Source organism: Azospirillum terrae (assembly GCF_053470425.1).
The window spans coordinates 13037-34822 of the sequence record NZ_JBPXMR010000009.1 but is presented as its reverse complement, the minus strand read 5'-3'; the positions used below and the strand labels follow the sequence as shown (position 1 = coordinate 34822).

At 68.7% G+C, this 21786-nt stretch carries 21 protein-coding genes; 16 read left to right on the top strand and 5 right to left on the bottom strand.

The window, feature by feature from the left end; all coding sequences use genetic code 11:
- Window positions 1-58: 58 nt before the first annotated feature.
- Window positions 59-1486, top strand: a complete 1428-nt coding sequence (locus tag ACSVDD_RS21130; RefSeq protein ID WP_448191369.1) for a hypothetical protein — start codon at window positions 59-61, stop codon at window positions 1484-1486.
- Here the strand turns inward: ACSVDD_RS21130 and ACSVDD_RS21125 are convergent.
- From ACSVDD_RS21125 to ACSVDD_RS21110, 4 genes are all read right to left on the bottom strand, one after another.
- The gene (locus ACSVDD_RS21125; protein ID WP_448191368.1) at window positions 1456-3204 is read right to left on the bottom strand and encodes a hypothetical protein; all 1749 of its coding nucleotides are present in this window, start codon (window positions 3202-3204) and stop codon (window positions 1456-1458) included. The genes ACSVDD_RS21130 and ACSVDD_RS21125 overlap by 31 nt on opposite strands.
- Complete coding sequence (locus ACSVDD_RS21120; protein ID WP_448191367.1) at window positions 3197-5017, bottom strand: tetratricopeptide repeat protein; 1821 nt, start codon at window positions 5015-5017, stop codon at window positions 3197-3199. Before ACSVDD_RS21120 ends, ACSVDD_RS21125 begins: the two co-directional genes overlap by 8 nt.
- 77 nt (window positions 5018-5094) lie before the next feature.
- Complete coding sequence (locus ACSVDD_RS21115) at window positions 5095-5661, bottom strand: lytic transglycosylase domain-containing protein (protein ID WP_448191366.1); 567 nt, start codon at window positions 5659-5661, stop codon at window positions 5095-5097.
- Between the two features lie 210 nt (window positions 5662-5871).
- Window positions 5872-6507, bottom strand: a complete 636-nt coding sequence (locus ACSVDD_RS21110; RefSeq protein ID WP_448191365.1) for a DUF4136 domain-containing protein — start codon at window positions 6505-6507, stop codon at window positions 5872-5874.
- Between the two features lie 416 nt (window positions 6508-6923).
- Between ACSVDD_RS21110 and ACSVDD_RS21105 the strand changes: the two genes are divergently transcribed.
- From ACSVDD_RS21105 to ACSVDD_RS21035, 15 genes are all read left to right on the top strand, one after another.
- Window positions 6924-7751: a cytochrome c3 family protein gene (locus ACSVDD_RS21105; protein WP_448191364.1), complete on the top strand. Its 828-nt coding sequence runs from the start codon at window positions 6924-6926 to the stop codon at window positions 7749-7751.
- A 77-nt stretch (window positions 7752-7828) separates the two neighbouring features.
- The gene (locus tag ACSVDD_RS21100; protein ID WP_448191363.1) at window positions 7829-8824 is read left to right on the top strand and encodes a peptidylprolyl isomerase; all 996 of its coding nucleotides are present in this window, start codon (window positions 7829-7831) and stop codon (window positions 8822-8824) included.
- Between the two features lie 30 nt (window positions 8825-8854).
- A complete protein-coding gene (locus ACSVDD_RS21095) occupies window positions 8855-10678 on the top strand; it encodes a hypothetical protein (RefSeq protein ID WP_448191362.1) in 1824 nt (607 codons plus the stop codon).
- A gap of 146 nt (window positions 10679-10824) precedes the next feature.
- Window positions 10825-11271 (top strand): c(7)-type cytochrome triheme domain-containing protein, encoded by a 447-nt coding sequence (locus ACSVDD_RS21090; RefSeq protein ID WP_448191361.1) that lies wholly within the window; start codon window positions 10825-10827, stop codon window positions 11269-11271.
- Window positions 11268-12299, top strand: a complete 1032-nt coding sequence (locus ACSVDD_RS21085; protein WP_448191360.1) for a c(7)-type cytochrome triheme domain-containing protein — start codon at window positions 11268-11270, stop codon at window positions 12297-12299. Before ACSVDD_RS21090 ends, ACSVDD_RS21085 begins: the two co-directional genes overlap by 4 nt.
- A 12-nt stretch (window positions 12300-12311) precedes the next feature.
- Window positions 12312-13202, top strand: a complete 891-nt coding sequence (locus tag ACSVDD_RS21080) for a hypothetical protein (RefSeq protein WP_448191359.1) — start codon at window positions 12312-12314, stop codon at window positions 13200-13202.
- A 91-nt stretch (window positions 13203-13293) separates the two neighbouring features.
- On the top strand, window positions 13294-13851 hold the full coding sequence (locus ACSVDD_RS21075) for a c(7)-type cytochrome triheme domain-containing protein (protein WP_448191358.1): 558 nt from the start codon (window positions 13294-13296) through the stop codon (window positions 13849-13851).
- Entirely contained in the window at window positions 13851-14981 is a 1131-nt protein-coding gene (locus ACSVDD_RS21070) for an NHL repeat-containing protein (protein ID WP_448191357.1), read from the top strand. Before ACSVDD_RS21075 ends, ACSVDD_RS21070 begins: the two co-directional genes overlap by 1 nt.
- Window positions 14978-16036 (top strand): 6-bladed beta-propeller, encoded by a 1059-nt coding sequence (locus ACSVDD_RS21065; RefSeq protein ID WP_448191356.1) that lies wholly within the window; start codon window positions 14978-14980, stop codon window positions 16034-16036. Before ACSVDD_RS21070 ends, ACSVDD_RS21065 begins: the two co-directional genes overlap by 4 nt.
- A complete protein-coding gene (locus tag ACSVDD_RS21060; RefSeq protein ID WP_448191355.1) occupies window positions 16036-17097 on the top strand; it encodes a cytochrome c biogenesis ResB family protein in 1062 nt (353 codons plus the stop codon). The genes ACSVDD_RS21065 and ACSVDD_RS21060 overlap by 1 nt, the downstream gene beginning before the upstream one ends.
- Entirely contained in the window at window positions 17090-17896 is an 807-nt protein-coding gene (gene ccsA / locus ACSVDD_RS21055; RefSeq protein ID WP_448191354.1) for a cytochrome c biogenesis protein CcsA, read from the top strand. Before ACSVDD_RS21060 ends, ccsA begins: the two co-directional genes overlap by 8 nt.
- Complete coding sequence (locus tag ACSVDD_RS21050) at window positions 17893-18525, top strand: tetratricopeptide repeat protein (RefSeq protein ID WP_448191353.1); 633 nt, start codon at window positions 17893-17895, stop codon at window positions 18523-18525. Before ccsA ends, ACSVDD_RS21050 begins: the two co-directional genes overlap by 4 nt.
- 1 nt (window position 18526) lies before the next feature.
- Entirely contained in the window at window positions 18527-19054 is a 528-nt protein-coding gene (locus ACSVDD_RS21045; protein ID WP_448191352.1) for a TlpA family protein disulfide reductase, read from the top strand.
- Between the two features lie 502 nt (window positions 19055-19556).
- The gene (locus ACSVDD_RS21040) at window positions 19557-19961 is read left to right on the top strand and encodes a helix-turn-helix domain-containing protein (RefSeq protein WP_448191351.1); all 405 of its coding nucleotides are present in this window, start codon (window positions 19557-19559) and stop codon (window positions 19959-19961) included.
- Window positions 19958-20863, top strand: a complete 906-nt coding sequence (locus ACSVDD_RS21035; protein ID WP_448191350.1) for an IS3 family transposase — start codon at window positions 19958-19960, stop codon at window positions 20861-20863. The genes ACSVDD_RS21040 and ACSVDD_RS21035 overlap by 4 nt, the downstream gene beginning before the upstream one ends.
- A gap of 199 nt (window positions 20864-21062) precedes the next feature.
- Here the strand turns inward: ACSVDD_RS21035 and ACSVDD_RS21030 are convergent, their stop codons facing one another.
- Window positions 21063-21680 (bottom strand): LuxR C-terminal-related transcriptional regulator, encoded by a 618-nt coding sequence (locus tag ACSVDD_RS21030; RefSeq protein WP_448191349.1) that lies wholly within the window; start codon window positions 21678-21680, stop codon window positions 21063-21065.
- Window positions 21681-21786: the final 106 nt, after the last annotated feature.

Below are 21786 nucleotides of genomic sequence, written 5' to 3'. Positions count from 1 at the left end.
CTTTACGGGCTCATGGCAACATGGGCCCGTTCTTTTGCCCAGCACCGGGAAGCGCACGATGTCTGTCCCCCGGAAACTTGCGGCCGTCCTGATCCCCGTGGCCGGGGCCGTCCCACCTATGCTCGTCGGGCTGTGGCTGCTGGGCGCCGACCTGCTGCCGGTGGTGTCGCCGATCCGCGACCTGCTCAGCCTCGTCACCGGGCGCTTCTTCGACGCCCAGGCGGCGGCGCTGCTGGCCGGGCGGCTGGACGTGCCCTGTGGGGTGCTGAAGGGCGAGGCCTTCTTCATCGGCGATGCGTGCTACGGCTATTTTGGCCTGACCCCGTCGCTGCTGCGCATCCCGCTGAACGCCGTGTGCCCGACCTGCGTCTTCCAATGGGCGCGGTTCATGGTGTTGGCGGCGCTGCTGCTGAGCTACGCCGCCATGGTGCTGATCGCCCGCCGCGCGCTGGACGGCACGGACCTCTCCGGCACCCGCCGGCTGGTCTGGGCGACCGCCTTCGGCTCGGCGGGCGCGCTGGGCAGTTCGCTGATCTTCCTGGCCGGCAACCCGATCCCCTACCACGAGGCCATCCTGTGGGGCGGCGCCTTTGCGCTGCTGGCTTATTGGGCGCTGGCGGAATACGGGGCGAACGGCCGGCCGTGGGCGCTGGCGGTCGCCATCGTCGCAATTTTGCTGGCGCTCAACGGCCGGATCAGCACCGGTGGCGGCGTGGTGGTCGCGGCCGGGCTGGTGCTGTTGCCCCGCCTGCTCGGCCGCGGGCGGGTGCTGGCCGCTACCGGGCTGCTGCTGGTCGGCATGGCGGCGGTGACGCCGCTGGCGGTCAATCACCTGAAGTTCGACCAGACCAGCCCGCCCATGGACCGGCAGGGCTTCTACATCGGCGACCCGGTGCGGCTGAAGCGGGTGAAGCTCGGCATCTTCCAGTTCAGCAACGTGCCCTGCACGCTGGCCGCCTATGCCTCGTTCGGTTCGGTCCGCGTTGGCCCGAATTTCCCCTGGATCGGCCCGGCGACGGGCATCTGGATGCCGCCGGAGCCGCTGCCGCCCGGCCTGGAGGCCTGCCGCGGCACCAACATGGACAACATCGAGCCGTTCCTCGCCATCCAATACACGCACCCGGCGCTGTTGCTGCTGGCGGCCTTGGGAGTGGGGCGGGCGCGGCGCTGGTGGCCGCTGCTCGCGGGGAGCGTCGTCGGCGGGGCGCCCGTGCTGCTCTATTCGACCATCACCGAGCGCTACGTCCACGACCTCTTCCCGATCCTGGTGCTCGCCGCCGCGCTGGGGTTGCCGGTGCTCGCCGGCTTGGAGCGCGCCTGGATGCGGCGCGCCGCCTGGGGGGTGGTGCTCGCCACGACGGTGCTCGGCCTGCACGCCAACGTGGCGGCGTCGCTGCTGCATCCGTTCCCGCAGCCGGAGGCTGTCTACCATCTGCGCACGTTGCAGCGCGCCACTCAATCTTTCAGCGCCGGCCTCGCGCGGTAGAGCACGTAGGTGCGCGCCAGTGCCGGCGGCAGCGCCACCGGCTCCAGCCACGGCGGCGGGGCCGAGCGGTACAGCCGGGTCACCAGCGCCGCCGGGTTCTCCATGAAGAAGCGCCGCATGTACGGCCCTTCGCGGCGGCAGAGCAGGACGAGGCCGACCTGACGGTGCCGGGCGGTCGCCTCGCTGCTCCGTGGGTCGGGCGCGACCATGATGGTCTGCAAGTCGAGGATGCTCGCCGCCGCCCGGTGATACGGGCCGCTCAGCGTTTTCCAGCCGGTCTTGTAGGCGACCTCCGGGCCGTGGAACAGGTCGGTGACGATGGTCCCGGCGCCGGGCTCGGGCGTCAGGGCGCGCAACGTCGGCGCGATGTCCGAATACTCGCAGAGCGGCCGGTGGCTGCTCGTCGCGGTGGGGAACCATGTCGGGGCGATGATCCCCTCGGCCACCGCCGGGCCGCTGGCGAACAGCGCCGCCGCCGGAACCCAGGCCCACTCCCGGTGCCGCGCCGCCGCCACGACCATCAGCGCCCAGGGCACCGCCGCGAAGGATTGCAGGAACAGGGTGACGCGGGCGGCGTGCATGGTCAGCAGGATGCCGACCACGAGGTAGGGCAGCAGCGCCGTCGCCGGTGCCGTTCCCCGCGACCGCACGGCCACGACCGCGCACCACGCCAGCACCAGCGCTGAGGCCCAGACGTCGTAGAAGAAGGAATAGGCGTTCTCGGGGCTGTTGGGCATCAGCGACGCTTCGCCCTCGACGGCGGCGAGGATCGCCTGCCGCGACACCGGATCGATGTTCGCGTACCCGCCCTGGAGCAGCATGGGAAACGCCGCGATTAGCACCGCGCTGCCGACCGCCAGCAGGCCCCCCGTTCGCCAGAACCCGCGCCGGGCCACGGCCCCCACCGCCAGCGGCATGGCGACGATGGCGACTTGCAGCGCCGAGAGGCGGTCCGGCTCGACCGCCAGCCAGTCCGCCACCGGCCGCTCGACCGCCAGCCCCACCGCCATCACCGCCAGCGCCGCCCCGGCGAACGTCACCAGCCGCGCGCCGCCGCGGTCGCTCAGCACGATGGCGCACACCGCCGGCAGAAAGATGATGAGCCCCTCCGGCGTCGCCCACACCGCCAGCCCGCAGGCGAGCCCGGCCAGCAGCGTCTCCCGCCGCCGCACCTCCTCCAGCAGCGCCGCGCGCAGCAGCCACGCCTGCACGGCGACGGCGAGGCACGCTTCCAGCGCGTGGTGGTCGGCTCGGCCGACGCCGGAGTTGATGGTGACGTTGCGCGCCAGCACCAGCGCCAGCATGCCGAACCCGATGCCCCACCACGGCACGATACCGCGCAGGCCGCGGCAGAGCGCCAGCAAGGCCAGGATCTCCATGACCGGGGCGAAGAACAGCCCGGCCCAGAACAGCCCCCGCTCGAAGCCGAGCACCGGCGCCATCAGCCCGCCGGCCGCCAGCAGCAGGTACTCGACCACGTGCCCCCAGTGCACGTCCAACCCCTCGGGCGCGGCCATGGCGTCCAGTTGCGTGGAGCGGGGCGAAGCGCCCTGCCACATGGCCTGGACGCGCAGGAGACGGGTGTAGCTGTCGGCGTCGGTCTGATGCACGAAGGCGCCGTTCGACAGCGCCGGCAGCACGTCGGTCAGCACCAGCACGGCGTTGGCTCCACCCACCAGCAGCACGGCGGCGAGGACGGCCCACAGCACGTTACGCACGCTTGGAAGCCCCGCCGAGCGCCGCGCCCACCGCGGCGATCACCGCCGGCCAATCGCCGGGGGAGGGTTGCCGGAACAGGCGGGCCGAGGGGTACCACGGCGTGTCGTCGCGGCCCAGGCCCCAGCGCCAGTCGGGCGCCGCCGGCAGCAGCACCCAGGTCGGGCAGCCCAGAGCGCCCGCGAGGTGGGCGGGCGCGGTGTCCACCGAAATGACGAGATCGAGCCCGCCGATCACCGCCGCCGTGTCGGCGAAATCCGTGAAACCGGACCCGGCGTCCGCAACGCCGGACAAAGCGCCCGCCGCCGGCCCGACCTGCAACGAGACGAACTCCACATCCGGCGCGCCGCGCACGAGGTCGCCGAGCAGGGCGGCGGGAATCGAGCGGTTGGCGTCGTTGCGGTGCCCGGCGTTGCCGGCCCAGACCAGCCCGACCCGGCGCTTGTCCGTCCGCCGGGGCTCCGCCGGTGCCGCCAGATAAGCGGGCATCGCCGCGTCCTTGGGCGCGAGGCGCAGCAGGTGCGGCAGGCTCATCAGCGCGGCGTGGTAGTCGGTGCGCGGCGGCGTCTCGTCACGGGCGACCACCTGACGGATTCCGGGCAAGCCCTGGAACAGGCGGACCAGCGCCGGCTGGACGTGCAGCACCACCTCCATGCCCAGGGCCGCGACGCGGCCGGCGAAGCGGACGAACTGGATGGTGTCGCCCAGGCCCTGCTCGCCGAACAGCAGGATGCTGCGTCCGGGCTTCGGCTTGCCGTTCCAGGGCTGGCTGTTGCGATAGACGGGCAGCGGCTCGGCGCCGTTGCGGCGCCAGCGCCACTCGTAGGCGGCGAAGCCCTCGTGCCAGTCGCCGGTCAGCAGCTTCAGCAGCGCCAGATTCCAGTGCGCGTCGGCATAATTGGCGTCCTGCACGGTCGCCTCGCGGTAGGCCGCCAGCGCCGCCTTGAACGCGCCGAGGTCTTCGTGCAGCGTGCCGATGTTGTAGTGCACCGTCGCCAGCTGCGGGCACAGGTCGCGGGCCTTGCCGTACGCCTGGAGCGCCTCGGCGTTGCGGCCCTGGTCCTGGCGCAGGCTGCCGAGGTTGTTCCAGGCGGCGACGCTGCCGGAGTCCAGCTCGGCCGCTTTCAGGAAACAGGCCTCGGCCTTGTCGAACCGCCCGCGCACCTGATGCAGGTTGCCCATCTCGATGTGCGGCCCCGGATCGCCGGGAAGCCGTTGCGCGGCGGCGTCCAGCGCCGCGACGGCGTCGTCTTCGCGGCCGAGCCCCATCAGCGCCGCCCCCCGGCACAGCAGCGCCGCGCCGTCGTCGGCCAGCGCCGGGGCCTCGTCCAGAACGCTGAGCGCGTCTTCATGCCGGCCCTGCGCCGCCAGCGCGTCGGCGAGCTTGATGCGCGGCTTGGCGCTGTCCGGCCGCAGGGCGAGGGCGCGGCGGAACGACGCCTCCGCCTCCACCGGCCGGGCCTTGGCGAGCAGGACCAGCCCCATGGTCACGTGCGCCTCGTAATGGTCCTTCTTCAGCGCGATGGACTGGCGCAGCGCCGCCGCCGCCGGATCGTGCCGACCGAGGTCGTAGAGCACCGCGCCCAGATTGGCGTGCACCTCGGCCCATTTCGGGTTGAATTTCAGCGCGCGGCGGATGAAGTCCACGGCAAGGTCGCCATTGCCGCGCTTGTGCTCGACGAGGCCCATGAGGTGCAGCGCGTCGGGATGCTTCGGCTGCAGGCGCAGCACCGTCGCATAGCCCTGCGCGGCCTCGTCGAAACGTCCGGCCTGATGGTGGGCCATGGCGGTGTGCAGGGTGTCGGCTACGGACACGGGCGGTTCTCCGCAGGGTGTGCAGCGCACTATAGGCGCCGGGCTGGAAGAATACGATGCGGGACCGCACGCCCCGTTCAGTCGGCGGCGCCGACCGCGGTGTCCGGCCGTTCGGCGGTCTGTATCGGCGGCAGGCGGTGCGCCAGCGCGGCCATATAGGTCATCGTGCTGCGCGGCAGTTTCTGGCGCCCGGCCAGCGCCGCCTCGTAGCATTTCGGACCGCAGTTGTACGCCGCCAGATAGCCCGGCGAGCCGTAACGGTCGTACAGGTCGCGCAGGTACGCGGTGCCGGCCAGGATGTTGTCGCGCGGGTCGGCCGGGTTGCCGCCCAGGCCGTGACGGTTGCGCAGGCCGCGGTAAGTGTCCCGCGTCACCTGCATCAGCCCGACCGCGCCGCCGTTGCGGGCGTCGGCCCGGCCGCCGCTCTCATGGCGGATGACGGCGCTGATCACCGGTTCGGGAATGCCGAAGCGCTCGCTCGCCTCATGGACGAGCGGGGACCACGGGTCCTTGGAGGCGCGCGCGGGGGTCGGAGTCGGAAGGCTGGCGGCCGGCCGCTCGGGCTTGGCCGCGGCTTCGAAGGGGGAGGGGAGGGAGTGCGCGCAGGCCGACAGGGCCGCGCTGCACGCCAGGGCCAGCGCCATGCGGCGGGCCGTCCCTGACGCAGAAAAAATGACGTTCATAGCAGTCACCGGAGCGAGCGTGCTTGCGTGAAGCACAAATGTCACTCTCGGTATTGCAAGGCCCGGACCAAAACGGCGCCGCTTGGGGCGGCGCCGTTGCTTGGTGGGATCTAAAGGTTTTCTTGAATCGTAGGGTGTGGTTCCCGGATTCTGGAATCGGACCGGGCGGTGTTACTTGCGCTTTGGGGCGCCGCAGCAATCCGGCGCCACCACGACGGTGCGCGTCTCGCCGTTCAGGCCGGGGAACTCGGTGAACAGCGCCGCAACCAGCGGTGGCACCACCTCGGGCAGGTTGCGGTTGCTGCCCTCGCTGTAGGCCCGGCCCTCGAACAGCTTCACCGGCTGGGCGCTCTTCTTGCGGGAATCGACGACGCTCAGTTCGACCCAGCGGGTGAAGACGGTGTAGCTCTGGATGTCGCTGGAGGCCAGCGGCGGTACGCCGCAGTCGAACGGCGGCGCGACCCGCGCGCAGTTCTGCCGATGCCAGAAGGCGTCCCGCGCGAACAGCGGGGTGGAGACCAGTTCCGAGCGGCCGTTGTCGATGCCGTAGCGGAACTCGACCAGCAGGTCGGCCGGCTTGCCGGGGGTGGCCGGCCTGTAGCCGGCGGACACCATCTGGCTGACCACGGTGCCGGCGTAGGTGTCGAACTCCACGCTGCCCTTCTGGTCGTTTTGCGGCTGGATGGCGAAGGTCTCGCCGGCCGGCGGCAGGTCGCGGTGGAAGCGCGTGACCGTGGCCGAATAGTTCTGCGTTCCACAGCCCGTGACGGTGAGCGCGATCAGCAGCAGGAGGGCTTTCTTCATCATCGGGGGTCTCGCTGGAGCGGAAGCCTTACTGGCAGTGTGCCCGTTCGGCGGGCCGTGGGGAACGACAGAATGTGGTCAAGCCGGCGGGCGAACGAGGTTTGCTGAAAGAGTGGCCCTGGCCCTGGCCGCAGCCGTCGGATTGCGGCGGCGGTTTCAGCGCGCTGAATTTTTAGTGCAACACGCGGGCCAAACGCCCGACCGCGCGCGGGCCGCGAAAAGCCCCATCCCTCAAGTCCCTTCCCGGAGAACTTCGCCGCGACATCCCGATTCCGGGAGGGGGCTTCCCGCATTTTAGACGTGTCGGGCGCCGGTTTCGCCGGGAGGCGCGAATTGCCGGGCTTTTTAGCATTGGCATGCGGCATGCAAAGCCCAGGGCAAGACACCAAAGACCAGAACGGCTTGGAGGAGTGACTACAATGAAACGCCTATCGTTCGTTCGCACGGCCACGCTGATGGCGGCGACGGCTGCGGTCGTAACGGGTCTGTTCGCGGCGTTTTCAGGCTCCGCCGACGCCCAGAGCCTCACCGGCATCCGCAACACGAAGCACAACCTGTCGAAAGACGGGCCGGGCATCAACAAGACCACCGACGTCGGCGAAATCTGCGTCTTCTGCCACACCCCGCACGGATCGTCCACGACGGCCGTCGCCCCGCTGTGGAACAAGAAGCTCGCCAATCCGGCGGACTTCGCGGGCAAGATGTACAGCTCGCAGACCTTCGACGGTGCGGACACCGTCGGCTTCATCAGCTCCTCGGTGTCGCTCGCCTGCTTGAGCTGCCATGACGGCACGCAGGCCATGGACACCGTGCTGAACGCACCGGGTTCGGGCGGCTACAACGCCAACGGCGCGACCTTCGCCGGCGGCTGGAGCGGCGCCAACCAGAGCGGCGGTAAGATGACCGGCCTGGCCTGCTTGATGTGCGACGGCGATCTGAAGAACGACCACCCGGTCGGCATGGAATACGCCAACTGGAACAACGCGCCGCTCGACAAGGACTTCGCCAAGGCCACCAAGATCGTCAAGGGCGGCCTCAACGTCTGGTACGTCGAAGCGGGCGCCGCCTCTCTCGACGCCGCCGCGCGCGACAAGAAGGACATGTTCCTCTACACGCGCAACATCAACGGCACCGACACCCCGTACGTCGAGTGCGCCAGCTGCCATGATCCGCACTCGGACAACGCGACCTTCCTGCGCATTCCGAACACCAACAGCCAAGTGTGCCTGACCTGCCATACGAAATAGTTAGGCATTTGGTTATAAAGTCCTGAAATCCGGCCGGACGGCACCCGCCGCCCGGCCGGAATCAGAAAGGAAATCCCATGAAGCGCGGTCTGCTTCTGGCATCGTGGATCGCCTCTGCGGCGATCCTGTTGCCGACTTCGGCCTACCCCCAATCCCAGGATCGGCCCGCCGACGCGATCATCGCGAAGGTCGCGTCCGCTCCCATCACCATGATGGAATTGGATGCCGTGCTGGCTCGGACAGTGCGGCAATCGTTTTATCACGGCAGCGTGACCCCGGAGCGGCTCGTGGAGCTGCGCCAGAAGGTGCTGGGTGAGATGATCACCGAGCGGCTGGTGCTGGCCGAGGCCCGGAAGCGTGGGATCGGGCCGGACGAAGCGGCCGTGGAAGAGCGTCTCGCCGGCTTCGAGAAGCAGTACAAGGACAGCCCGCAGTGGCCGCAGATGCGCGAAGAGGCGATTCCGGCACTGCGCGAGAAGATGCGCGAGAACAGCCTGCGCGCCCGCCTCGAGGCGCAGGTGCGCGATGTCGCCGCGCCGACCGAGGCGCAGCTCAAGACCTTCTATAAGGACAACATCTCGTCCTTCACCGAGCCCCAGCGCACTCGCGTCTCGGTGATCCTGCTGAAGGTCGATCCGTCCGCTCCGCGCGAGACCTGGGATGCCGCCAGGCAGGAGGCCGAGCGCATCCGCGCCCGCCTGCTCAAGGGCGAGTCCTTCGCCGATCTGGCCAAGATGCACTCCAACGATCCCTCGGCCAACAACGGCGGCGACATGGGCTACCTGCACCGCGGCATGCTGCCCGGCGAAATCGAGGAAGCCCTTGAGAAGCTGGCTATCGGCAAGCTGTCCGAACCGCTCCTGATGCTGCAAGGCTACGGCGTGTTCCAGCTCACCGAACGGCTGCCCGCGCAGGTCCGCAAGCTGGAGGACGTGCGCGAGCGGGCCACCGAGCTGTACCGCCGCAACACCGGCGAGAAACGCTGGGCGGAACTGGCGGAAAAGCTGCGCCGCGAGACGAAGATCTGGATCGACGAACCCTTCAAGCCGAAGCCGTCTGCCGCGCGGAACTGAGCCCGCGGCAGCGCCAAGGGGGCATGAGCCATGCGCCCTCTCCTGCATTGCGGCTGCATCGTTGTCGCCGCCCTCCTCGCCCAGCCCGCCGCGGCAGAGGACTTGCTGTCGGGCTTTGACTGGCCGGCCCTAAACTGGGGCGGCGGGACGAGCTACAGCATCTCCTCCGCCCGCGCGGCGGGGGAGAGCACCCGCACCATGCGGCAGGCGGTGACGCAGTCGCTGGAGGGGTCGACCTACGTCTATGCCCCCTGGCTTGCCGGCGTGACCGGCACGCTGAACGTCACCAAGGCGGTCGGCAGCTCTCAGTCATCGAGCGAAAGCTCGCTGATGCTGACCGGCAACGCGACCATCGGCATCCTGCCGCGCAGCCTCTACCCGGTCGAGATCTCCTACAACCGCTACAACAGCGCGCTGAGCTACGGCACCGGCAGTCCGGGTGCGGCCAGCGACATCACCGGCGACAGTTTCCAACTTCAATCGCGCATTCTCTCATTCGAGAAGACGTCGATCGGCACCACGCTCAGCGTCTCCCGAACCCGCTCGGACGACGGTTTCCAGGAGAACTACAAAGAAGCCGACATCAGCGCGACGCGGTCGTTCGACAAGGACGACGTGAACCTGCGGCTGACCTACCGCGACCGCGACTTCTCGCGCCCGGACGGCACCAGCGAACTCGGCCGGGCCAGCAGCCTGTCGTGGCGCTATCGCTCGGTCCCGTTCCTCGACGTCACCACCGAAAGCGTCACGACGATCCGCTACAGCACGCTGGAAAGCCAAGTCTACAGCGAGAAGAACCTCGTCTTCCAGGGGGTCTCCACCGCCCTGTGGCGCCCGAAGGAACTGCCCGAGCTGGGCGTGTCCGCGGCGATGCGCACCTACAGCCAGAACGGCACGGCGATCTACACCAACACCAACCAGCGGACGCAGAGTGCCTACCAGACCGCCTTCGTCGATCTGGGGGCGAGCTATCTGTTCGCGCCGCGCCTGATCGGCAACATCGGCTTCGACGCCGGCTACGACGCCAGCAAGCAGCAGCAGGTCGCGACGACCCCCACCAGCAATTCGGCGATCCGCTACGGGACGCGCACCAATCTCTCCTACACCTCGGCCAGCCAGCAGCTCATGGGCTTCGACTGGAACTGGAACTCGTCCGCCGGCGCCACCGCCCGCCATTCCAGCGCGGGCGTGAACCATCAGGAAACCGTCAACATCGGCCACAGCGGCCGCTATCAGTTGGAACTTCCCTACATCGAGACGCCGTTCGCGCTCAGCCTGAGCCAGAGCGTCGGCACCGGCTACGCCGACACCGGCTACCTGCTCAGCCTCAGCCATTCGGCTTCCATCAGCCGCTCGGCGCGCGAGGGCAAGAACTGGGACTACGCCCAGGTCTCGATCAGCGACAGCCGCGCCTTCGGCACCGCGGCCACCGATGGGCAACTGATCCACGCGCAGTTCACCCGCGGCTACGACCCCGACCGCTTCACCAGCCTGAGCGGCAGCGTCACCTATCAGATCGCCCGCTTCCGCTCGGCGACCGGCGAGGCGGTCGCCACCGACACGCTGTCCGGCAGCATCAGCTTCCGCCAGAGCAACGTCTTCGGCATGGAGCGGCTGAACTTCACCTCGGACATCTCGCTGGAACCGCCGTCGATGTTCCGCAGCGAGCGCTCGTTCTTCTCGACCTCCCAGCTCGGCGTCAAGGAGCAGGATCCGGGGCTGGGCACCCAGCGCTGGACCAACCGGCTCGACTATACGATCGGCAAGCTGCGCGCGAGCCTGATCGGGCGCGTGATGAACACGCCCAAGGGGATCGGCGAAAGCGTCTTTTTCCAACTGGGGAGATCGTACTGACCGCTTTTCCCAATTCTGGCAATGGCGCCGGATCGGACGCGGCAGTATCGGCGAAATCCGGCGATTCCAGGGGTTCCGGCAATTCGGCTCGGGTCTTGCATCATGGAGGTCCGGGGCGCGTATGCCCGTTCGCCCAGGAGTTCGTTATGCTGAGAAGGATCCTTGCCAAATGGCACGTCGCAGCCGCCCTGCTGGTCTTGGCGGTCGTGGGTGTGCTGGCGACGGCCTCGTTCAACGAGGCGAAAGCCGAATACGGTGACGTCGTCATCAACAACTATTCGGACGCGGCCGGGATGCGGCCCCCCGTGTTCCCCCACTGGTTCCACCGCATCCGCTTCCGCTGCAAGGTGTGCCACGGCGATCTGGGCTTCCAGTTCAAGGCCGGCGGCAACGACATCACCATGCTGAAGATCTTCGACGGCCAGTTCTGCGGCGCCTGCCACAACGGCCAGATCGCATGGTCGGTGGAAAACTGCACGCTCTGCCATTCCGGCAAGCCCAACACGCCGACGAAGGTGCACAACAGCACCATCGACCGTCTGGTCACGCCGCCCAGCAAGGCCGGGCAGACTCCCGCGGGAGGCCAGAAATGATCCGCATCCGCTTGAACACACTGGGCGCGGTGGGTGCTGCCCTGCTGTGGTGCCTGTCCGTGGGCGCCGCCCCGGCGCAGGCCCAGGACGGTGCCAACAAGTTCAACCGTCTGATGAAGTCGTCGATCGAGAGCAACGCTCCGCCGACCACCGACGGCATCCACGACGCCACCAACGCCGGCACCGGCGCCCTCCAGCCGCCCAAGGAAGCCTTCGGCGAACTGCCCAAGGGCAATTCGGGCAACAAGGTCGACTGGGTGAAGGCCCTGCGCACGCAGGCGGTGTTCCCGCGCGTCGACAAGGAAGGCACCAAGACGCCCAAGCAGACGATGGACCTCGACATCATCCGCGAGGTGAAGGGCTCCATGCCCGACGTCGTCTACCCGCACCTGGCGCACACCGAGTGGCTGGACTGCGCCCAGTGCCATCCGAAGATCTTCGTGCCCAAGAAGGGCGGCAACCCGATCAGCATGGCCGCCATCCTCATGGGCCAGTACTGCGGCGTCTGCCACGGCAAGGTGGCGTTCCCGGTTTCGGAATGCTCCAAGTGCCACTCCAAGCCGAAGTCGAACGCGAAGCTGGCCTCGTCCGCCCCGCGCGCCAACGACGAGGCTCCGGCCGCGGCGACCCCGGCCGCCGCTCCGGCTCCGGCGCCCGCCGCTGCTCCGGCCGCCGCTCCCGCGGCTCCGGCCCCGGCTCCGGCCAAGGCGGCTGCGAACATGACCAAGGAGCAGCTGATGACCAAGGGCAAGGCTGTCTTCCTGGACAACTGCGCCGGCTGTCACGGCGAGAACGGCGAGGGCCAGCCCGGCACCTTCCCGGCGCTCAAGGGCAGCAAGGTCGTGCGCGGCCCGCTGGACAAGCACATCAAGACGGTGCTCAACGGCGTCGAGAACACGGCCATGCCGCCGTGGGGTGAGAACCTGTCCGACGAGGACATCGCGGCGGTCATCACCTTCAAGCGCAACTCGTGGGGCAACAACACCGGCGACGTGGTCCAGCCCGCCGCCATCAAGGCCGCGAGATAACGGGGAAACGACATGAACGTGCTTTTGAGATTTGGCGGCGCCGCTGCCGCCGCCTTCGTGGCCCTGGTTCTGGTGTGCTCGCAGCCGATGGCGTCGGACAAGCGCGTCCCGGTGACGCCCTCGACCACCGAGCAGAAGGCGAAGTTCGTCACGAACCTGGTCTCCCAGTCCGTGGCGAGCCGGACCATCGAGTCCAGCAACGACGCCGAAGCTAAGAAGGCCCTGGCGACCGCCCGCTCGCTGATCGAGGCGGCCAAGCAGGACATCGCCGCCAGCAAGTGGGAAGCCGCCGACACCAAGCTGAACCAGGCGGTCGACCATGTGATGACGCAGTCCCGCCGGCTGTCGGAGTCGACGGTCAAGTCGGGCCGGGCGCAGGAGGTCTACGCCAGCCGCATCGCCTCGGTTAAGGCGATGATGGACGCCTACACCCGCGTCGCCGAAGAGAAGAAGCAGGCGGGCAAGGCCGCGGAACGCAAGGCGGCCATCCAGCAGACCCTCAACGAGGCGGAATCGATGGCCGCCAAGGGCAACCATGAGGGCGCCCTGGTGATCGCCGAGCGGGCCTACACCTCCATCACCAAGGAGGTCGCGGCGCTGCGCGACGGCGACAAGCTGACCAAGACGCTGAAGTTCGATTCGCCCGCCGACGAGTACGTCTACGAGGTGGACCGCAACGACAGCCACTTCTTCCTGCTGAAGCTGACGATCTCGGAGAAGAACCCTGATCCGATGATCCTCAAGCAGGTCGAGGATCTCCGCGGCAAGGCCCAGAGCATGCGCACCGACGCCGAGGGCAAGGCCAAGCGGAACGATCACAAAAAGGCCATCGATCAGCTCGGCGAATCGACGGATCTTCTGATCCGCGCCTTGCGCATGGCCGGAGCCTACATCCCCGGCTGATGCGGACGGCGCCCCCAAAGGGCGCCGATCGGTCGGGCTTTACGGCCGGCGGACGGTGCGTGCATCATCCGCCGGCCATTTGAGAGGCATCATGCGTCGGTTCCTCACCATCGCCGTGTTCCTCAGCGCCGTCCTCCTGTGGGGGGCGGCGTCCGCCCCTGCGGCGGAAAAGGGCGCGCCGGCACAGGCACAGATGCACCCGCCCCTGGGGGCTGAGGGCATCTACGACCCCACCAACCCGTCCCTGTCTGTCCTCCAGGCGCCGGAGGAGGCGCTCGGCCCGCTCCCGCCCGGCCTGTCGGGCGGCAACCACGTCAACTGGGTGGAGGCGCTGCGGCGTGGCCAGATCAACCCGCGCAAGGGCGTGGCGGCGGACGCGCAGATGAACGTCGTCGACATGAACGTGCTGATGAGCCGCACGGCGTCGATGCCGAACGTCAAGTTCCCGCACCGCGAACACACGGAGTGGCTCGCCTGCACCAATTGCCATCCGGCCATATTCCTGCCGAAAAAGGATGGCAATCCGATCAACATGTATTCCATCCTCAAGGGCGAGTTCTGCGGGGTGTGCCACGGCAAGGTGGCGTTCCCGCTGACGGACTGCTTCCGCTGCCACAACACGCCACAGGATTCCCGGAGACTGAAGTGATGCGTTGGCCGGCCATGCGCACGACCTCTACACGTGTGGCCGCGGTCGTCGTGGCGCTGCTGTTGGCGGCCTGCCAGACCGGGTCCATGAGCGCGTCCGACAACCAGCGGCAATGGCGCCTCTATTCGGTCGAGCAGGCCGGCGGCGGCGGCCGGCGGCTCATCCCCTACACCACGCTCGACGGCTATCTGGCGCGTTCCGGCAGCAGCATGGGGGCGGTCGCCCGCGCCATCACCGGGGCGTCCGAGCTGACGCCGCTGGTCCGCACGCCGGTGGCGGTGGCGGCCGGCGAGCCGGGCATCTTCATCGTCGACGAGGCCTCGCACGCGCTCTACCGCTTCCGCTGGCGCGCGGACGAAGCGAAGGACGGCATGCCCGGCGCCGATTTCCAGCGCCTGCGCACGTTGAGCGATGTGGACGAGCCGACCGACCTGCACCTGAGCCAGCTCGGCGACATCTTCGTGTCGGACGGCAACGGCAAGAAGGTCGTCCAGTACGACAAGGACGCCGAGCAGGTCCGCGTCTTCAAGGATGACGAGAGCCTCAACCGCCCAGTGGCGGTGACCACCGACAAGCGCGGCCTGCGCGTCTTCGTTGCCGATGGCCTGTACGACCGCGTGGTCGCCTTCAACCGCGCCGGCATCTCGCTGTACGGCATCGGCGCGCGCGGCGACGGCGACGGCAACTTCCGCAATATCCGCGCGATGATCCAGGGGCCGGACGGCCTGCTCTACGTGGTGGACGGCATCAGCCGGCACATCAACGTCTTCGGCCTGGACGGGTCGTACATCGCGACCTTCGGCAAGGAGACGTTCACCGACCCCGGCGGCATCGCCGTGGACGACGACGGGCGCGTCTACGTGTCGGACGGCTTCAACCACCGCATCATCGTCTACGCCAACCGCCGCGTCGTGGAGACCTACGGCAAAGCCGGCTCCGGCCCAGGCGAGTTCCAGAACCCCGGCAACCTCGCGTACTACCAGGGCCGCCTGTACGTGGCCGACCGGCAGAACGCCCGCATCCAGGTCTTCCGCGTCGTGCCCGAGGATCAGGCGCGCCAGCGCGCCTCCGACACCAGCACCGGCACCGAAGCCCCCAAAAGCGAAGCGCCGCAGGGAGAAACGAAATGAGGCGGGCCGCCGCGGCGTTGCTGGCGGTGCTGCTGCTTGCCGGCTGTGCCGGGCCCAAGCTGGCGCCCACGCTGGCCCCCGGTCCCAAGGCGCACGTCTGGCCGGCGGCGCCGGAGACTCCGCGGTACGCCTACGCCGGCACGCTGATCGGCGAGAACGACTTCGCGTCCGACACCGCCGACACGACGCGCAGCACCGCGCTGAAGATCGCCGAGTTCATCACCGGCGCCCTGTTCGGCCAGGCGGCGCCGGTCGAGTTGCAGCGCCCGGTGGCCGGCGCCGTCGACGCCGCCGGGCGCGTGATGGTGGCCGACATGGGGCAGCAGGCGGTCATGGTCTTCGACATGCCCGCCAAGAAGTTCCTGCGCTGGAGCCAAGTGTCCGAGGCGCAGGACTTCGCGGCACCCTCGGGCGTCGCCACCGATGGTGCCGGGGGGGTGTACGTCACCGACGCCGAGCTGGGGGTCGTCGTTCACCTCGACCAGGGCGGCAAGCCACTCGGTACGTTCGGCAAGGGCGAGATGACGCGCCCCACGGGCATCGCCCGCGATCCTAAGGGCGGCCGCATCTACGTCACCGACACGGCCCGCCACAAGGTGCTGATCTTCGCGCCGGACGGGCACCTGATCGACACCATCGGCGCCCGCGGCCACGAGAAGTACGAGTTCAACTTCCCGACGCACCTCGCCATAGCCGGCGACCGCCTGTACGTCGCCGACACGCTGAACTTCCGCATCCAGGTCTTCACACTGGAGGGCGACGGGCGGCTCAGCTTCGGCCAGATCGGCCTCAACGTCGGCAACATGTCGCGGCCGAAGGGCGTGGCGGTCGGCGCCGACGGCCGGGTCTACGTGGTCGAATCCTATTACGACCATCTGCTGGTGTTCGATCCGGCCGGGCAGTTCCTGATGCCCATCGGCGGCACCGGCACGGACGAGGGGCGCTTCTACCTGCCGGCCGGCGTGTGGACCGACGCCACCAACCGCGTCTACGTCGCCGACATGTTCAACGGGCGCGTCTCAGTGTTCAAGGAATTGACCCAGGGGAAGGACTGATGGGCGCCGCCGCGCTCGAACGGCGCCGCGCGAAGGCGGCGCGCCGCTCCCCGGCGTCCGGATCAACGCCGCGCGCGCCGGTGCGCCCGCTGGCGCGCGCCTTGGCCGTGCTGTCGTCGCTGTGGTGGACGCTGGCGTGGATGGCGCTCGCCGCCGCCGTGCTGGTGCACGGTCAGCTGAGCGGAGCGCTGGACGCGCGCTGGCTGGCGCTGCCGTGCGGCGGGCTGTTCGTCAATCTGGCGGCGGCGCTCGTCACCAACGAGCGGCTGCGGACCCAGCCCGGCCTGCTGGTCTTCCACGTCGGCTTGGCGGTGCTGGCGCTGACCGCCGCGGTCGGGCGCCTGACGGCGCTTTCCGGCTCGGTCGAGGTGACGCAGGGCTCGGCCTTCGATGCCGCGCAAGTGACCGCCAAGGCGGCGCCGCTGCACCCCTGGGGCCTGGGTGGCGTCACCTTCGTGCAGGGGCCGTTCCGCATCGACTATGAGCCCGGCCTGCAACGCCGCCACACGCACAGCACGATCTTCGTGCCGGCGGCCGGCGGGACCTGGGACGAGGTGGACGTCGGCGACGACCGGCCGCTGAAGATCTCCGGCTACCGGTTCTACACCACCCCCAACAAGGGCTTCGCGCTGGTGCTGACGCACATCGGCGCCGATGGGCGGCGCCAGACCGGCGCCGTGCACCTGCCGTCCTACCCGATGAACGAGTACAAGCAGGCCAACAGCTGGCCGATGCCGGACGGCGGCCCGGTGCTCGATCTGTGGCTCGACATGCCCACGCCGGTGCTGGCCGAGGATTCCGCCTGGACCTTCCGCGTGCCCGAGGACGCCACGCTGGTGGTCGGCCTTGGCGGGCGGCGGCACGAGCTGAAGCCCGGCCAGGAGGTGCGCATCGGCGACGCGCGGCTGCGCTACGAGGATCTGCGCGCCTGGATGGGCTACACCGTGTTCTACGACCCGTCGCTGCCGTGGCTGGCGGCGGCGGCGCTGGTGGCCTGCGCCGGCCTGGGCTGGCACGCGGTCGCCAAGATCCGGGCGGTTTCGGGGGAAGCGGATGCTTGAGGACTGGACGCTGCTGGTGGCGCTCGGGCTGTACGCCGTGGCGGCGGTGATGGCCGTCGTCGAGGCGCGGCGCGGCCGGACCAAGCCGCTCCCGGTAGCGGCGCCCATCGCCGTGGCGCTGCTGGTGCACGCGGTGTCCATCGCGCTGCGCTGGCAGCGGCTCGACCACGGGCCGTACGTGGACATGTTCGAAGTGCTGTCCAGCAACGTCTGGAGCCTGCACGCCGCGGCGCTTGCCGCCGTGCTGCTGATGCCGCGGCTGCGCGGGCTGCTGGCGGCGGTGCTGCCGGTGTTGCAGATCCTGGTGCTCTGGCTGCTGACGGTGGAGGTGCGCGACACCGTCTTCCCGGTCACCTACGACACGCTGTGGCTGCCGGTGCACGTGTTCCTCGGCAAGGTGTTCCTCGGCATCACGGTGGTGGCGGTGGGCGGCAGCATCGTCATCCTGCTGCGCCGCTGGGCCTCGCCGCAGGGCTTCGCGGCGCTGCCCTCCACCAAGCTGCTGGACGAGATCAATTTCCGTCTGGTGCTGCTGGCCTTCGTGTTCGAGTGTCTGATGCTGTGCGCGGGCGCCGTGTGGGCGCAGGACGCCTGGGGCCGCTACTGGGACTGGGACCCGCTGGAGACCTGGGCGTTCCTGACCTGGATGGCGGTGGCCGGCTATCTGCACCTGCGCGTCACCAAGCGGCCGCCGCCGGAGGTGTCGGCGCTGGCCATCCTCGCCATCTTCGTGATCGCCTTCGGCACCTTCTTCGGCATGCCGTTCATCTCGGTCGCCCCGCACAAGGGAATGATATGAGAAAGACGCCGCGCACCACCCGGGTTCTGGCCGGGGTGCTCGCCGCCGTGGCGGCGGTGGGGACCGCCATCGTCATGCTGAGCGGCGGCGACCACGGGGTTGCCGTGCCGGACCCGGTGGCCGCGGTCGCCGCTCCAACTCCAGCCCCAGCCCCAGCACCGGGCGCCGATCCGTTCCGCGAGTATTTCGAAAGCGGCGTGGAGTACATGCGCCAGGGCCGCGCACACGAGGCGCTGGTCAGCTTCAACGCCGCCAGCCATCTGCGCCCGCATGTGCCGGAGGTCTTCGTCAACATCGGCTTCGCGCACGAGGCCTTGGGCAACCACCAGAACGCCGCCGAGGCGTTCGACCGGGCGCTGGAGATCAACCCGTCGCAAGCCAACGCCTACTACGGCCTCGCCATGGCGCTGGAGGGCATGGAGCGGATGGAGGAGGCGCTGGGCGCCATGCGCACCTTCGAGCACCTGCTGCCCAAGGACGAGCAGAAGTTCCGCCGCTTGGCCAGCGGCGCCATCTGGGAGTGGGAATCCGCGCTGCGCGCCAAGCGCGAGGAAGCGCGGACACCGCCGCCCGCCACACCGCCCGAGCCCGCCCCACCCGAGCCCGCCGCCCCGAAGGAGGGCAACTGATATGGATCGCCGGACGTTCCTGGGCGGCGCCTCGGCCGCCGCGATGGCGGGTCTGCTGGCCGGCTGCCGCGACGAGGCGGCGCCGGAGCCCTCCGCCTCGGACCTGCCGGGCGACCTGCGGCTGGTCCGGCTGTACGAAGCGGGCGAGGATCGGCTGTCCGACTTCGCCGGCAAGCCGCTGCTGATCAACTTCTGGGCCACGTGGTGTCCGCCGTGCCGGGCGGAAATGCCGTCGCTGCAACGGCTGTCGACCCGGCTGGCGTCGCGTGGCGGGCTGCTGCTCGGCGTGTCGGAGGACTCCAACCCCTTCCCGGTGCGCGAGTACCTGCGCGGGCAGGGGATCACCTTCGCCCGTCACATCGACACCGACCGCAGCACGGCGCGGCGTCTCGATCTGGCCGACTACCCGACGACCATCGTGATCGACGCCGCCGGCCGCACCAAGACGCGCATGATCGGCGCCGCCAACTGGGACGACCCGGCCATGCTGTCGACCCTCGGCCGCCTGATGGGAATCCGGCTGGGGTAGGGAGGTGGTGACCCGAACCAAGTGAGGCTCTTCGGGCGAACGTTATGATTCGTTAGAGTGCTAATGAATGCCTTGACCGCCGCAGAATGCTGCGCATAGAGTCTCATTCTGTCTTTTATCGTCTGATATGAAGACGATGGAATGAGCAACCGGAGGTCAAGGTGCTGCGTCGGCTCGTCGACAAGTTTATGGCTCGCCTTGTCGTTCCGGTCCCTGAATCGCTCGCCTTTTGCGAATTCGAATGCAGAAAAGCCGTCTGCTCGGCTGAGCACTTTATCTCCTGTCAGCGTCGCATTCGCGGCTTTCCCGGACTCTTCGGACAATAGTGTTTCGGGCGTCGGTTGAACGGCGCGCTTGCTCTGGCCGGTTGTTCGCTCTAGGATGAAAATCCTCGTTGCCGAGGCGCATCCGCGCGATGCCGAGCGGATGCAACACTCCATTGGAGTGCACCCCTAAACCGAGACAGTGAAACGTGTCACAGTTCTCATAGGAAGGAGAGCTGATGACGGGATCATATTCTCTGGATCTGAAGTTGGCCGTTGTGCGGCGGATGGACGGCGGGTGCGCTGTGAGCGCGCTGTCGCGGGAGGTCGGGATCCACCGGGCGCAACTGTACCGGTGGTACCGGGCCTGGAAGGCGCACGGTGAGGCCGGGCTTCGGCCTCCCGGGCGGCGGGGGCGGGCGCAAGCGCTGGCGGCTGGCCGAGCTCCGGTTCCGGTGGCCGCGCTGGAGGGCGACGACCTCCCTCCGGCGATCCGCGAGCGACTGGCCCTGCTGGAGAGCAAGGTCGGCCAGCAGCAACTGGAACTGGATTTTTTCAAGCACGCCTTGCGGCATCTCGAGGAGGCCCGCCAGCCGCAACTCGGCTCTGGCGGACCGGCGTCTACGCCAGCATCCGGGCGATGACGACGCAGCAAGGCGGCTTGTCGGTGGAGAGGATGTGTCGGCTGGCCGGGGGCAGCCGGGCCGGCTTTTACCGGGAGTGGCGCAGCGACGCCCCCGGCGAGGAGGAGATGGATCTGCGCGACACCATCCAGCGCTTGGCGCTGGCCCATCGCCATTACGGCTATCGCCGGATCACCGCGCTGCTGCGGCGCGACGGCCGGCGGGTCAATCACAAGCGGGTGCTGCGCCTGATGCAGGCGGACAATCTGCTGTGCCTGCGCCGCCCGGCCTTCCGGCCGGCGACGACCGACGCCCGCCACTCCTGGCGGATCTGGCCCAATCTGGCCCGCCACCTGCACCCGTTGGCGGTCAACCAGCTGTGGGTGGCCGATATCACATACGTCCGGCTGGGCGAAGCCTTCGTCTATCTGGCCGTGGTGCTCGACGCCTTCTCGCGGCGGGTGGTGGGCTGGGCGCTGGCCGACCACCTGCAGGCCAGCCTCGCCCTCGCCGCCCTGGAGATGGCCTTGGCGAACCGCGCGGTGGTGGCGGGCGCCTTGGTTCATCACTCCGACCGCGGCATCCAGTATGCCTGCGGCGACTACATCGCCCGCTTGGAGGCCCGCGGCATCCTGCCGTCCATGAGCCGGGCCGGCTGTCCCTACGACAACGCCATGGCGGAGAGCTTCATGAAAACCCTCAAACTGGAAGAGGTCGATGGACGGCGCTACCGCGACCTCGCCGACGCCAAACAAGCTATCGGCCGCTTCATCGAAACCGTCTACAATGCCCAGCGCCTGCACTCAGCTCTCGGCTATCGGACTCCCACCGAGGCCGAAGCCGAAGGTATGGCGCTTCAGGAAAATATTCCAAAGGTTGTGCCGGCTGGCCAGCCGGCACAACCTTTGCTGACAACCCTGTGACACATTCTTTGTCTCACTCCAGGGGTGCAGTCCACCATCGAATCGCGTTTCATAGTGTTTCATAGCGTTGCATCCGCCGCTGCCGGTTCAGGCTAAGCCATTGATGTTCAACGAAACCAGCAAGCCCCTACCGGCACGTGATTGCAACGTCGGCGGTCACGAACGCAACGCCGCGTTTCACGCCGATCAGGAATGTGCGTCAGCAGCAGGCGCGCGAATACTGCGCCTTGTTGCCGCTATCGTTCAGCAGGCGCAGCGCGTGCACGCGGTTGCGGGCGCCGATCTTGCGGAATACGTTGGACAGGTGGCTTTTCACCGTCACGACGCTGATGTCCAGCGTGTTGGCGATCACCTTGTTGGGCATCCCTTCCTTGAGGAGGTGCAGGATGTCCCGCTCGCGGTCGGTCAGCGCCTTGGCGCCGCAGGCGCCGTCCGGCGCCAGGTCGTGGCCGCAGATCTGGCCGTTTGGCGCGTCCTCCAGCGACAGCATGGCGGCGGGCACGTACTGCTCGCCGCTGGCGACGAGGCGCACCGCCGACATGACGATGTTGGCGTTCATCTGCTTGGAGATGTAGCCGGACGCGCCGGACTTCATGACGTCCAGGATGAAGGAGCGGTGCAGCGCCGGGCCCATCACGATCACCTTGGTGTCGGGCCGCTGGCGGTGGATGTCGGTGACCAGTTCGACGGTGTTCACACCAGGCATGCAGAAGTCGACGATCACGATATCGATCGGCGCGTCGGCCTGCACCGCCTCGCGCAGGGCGCGCATGGTGCTCGCCTCGACCAGACCGCCCTCGCGGCACATCGGGGACATGTACGGGCGCAGCCCGTCTATCAGCAAAGAGTGATGTGTCGCCAGGACAATGTGCATGGACGGTCCGTTCAACGCCTTAGCAATCGTTGGATTGAACGCAGTTCCC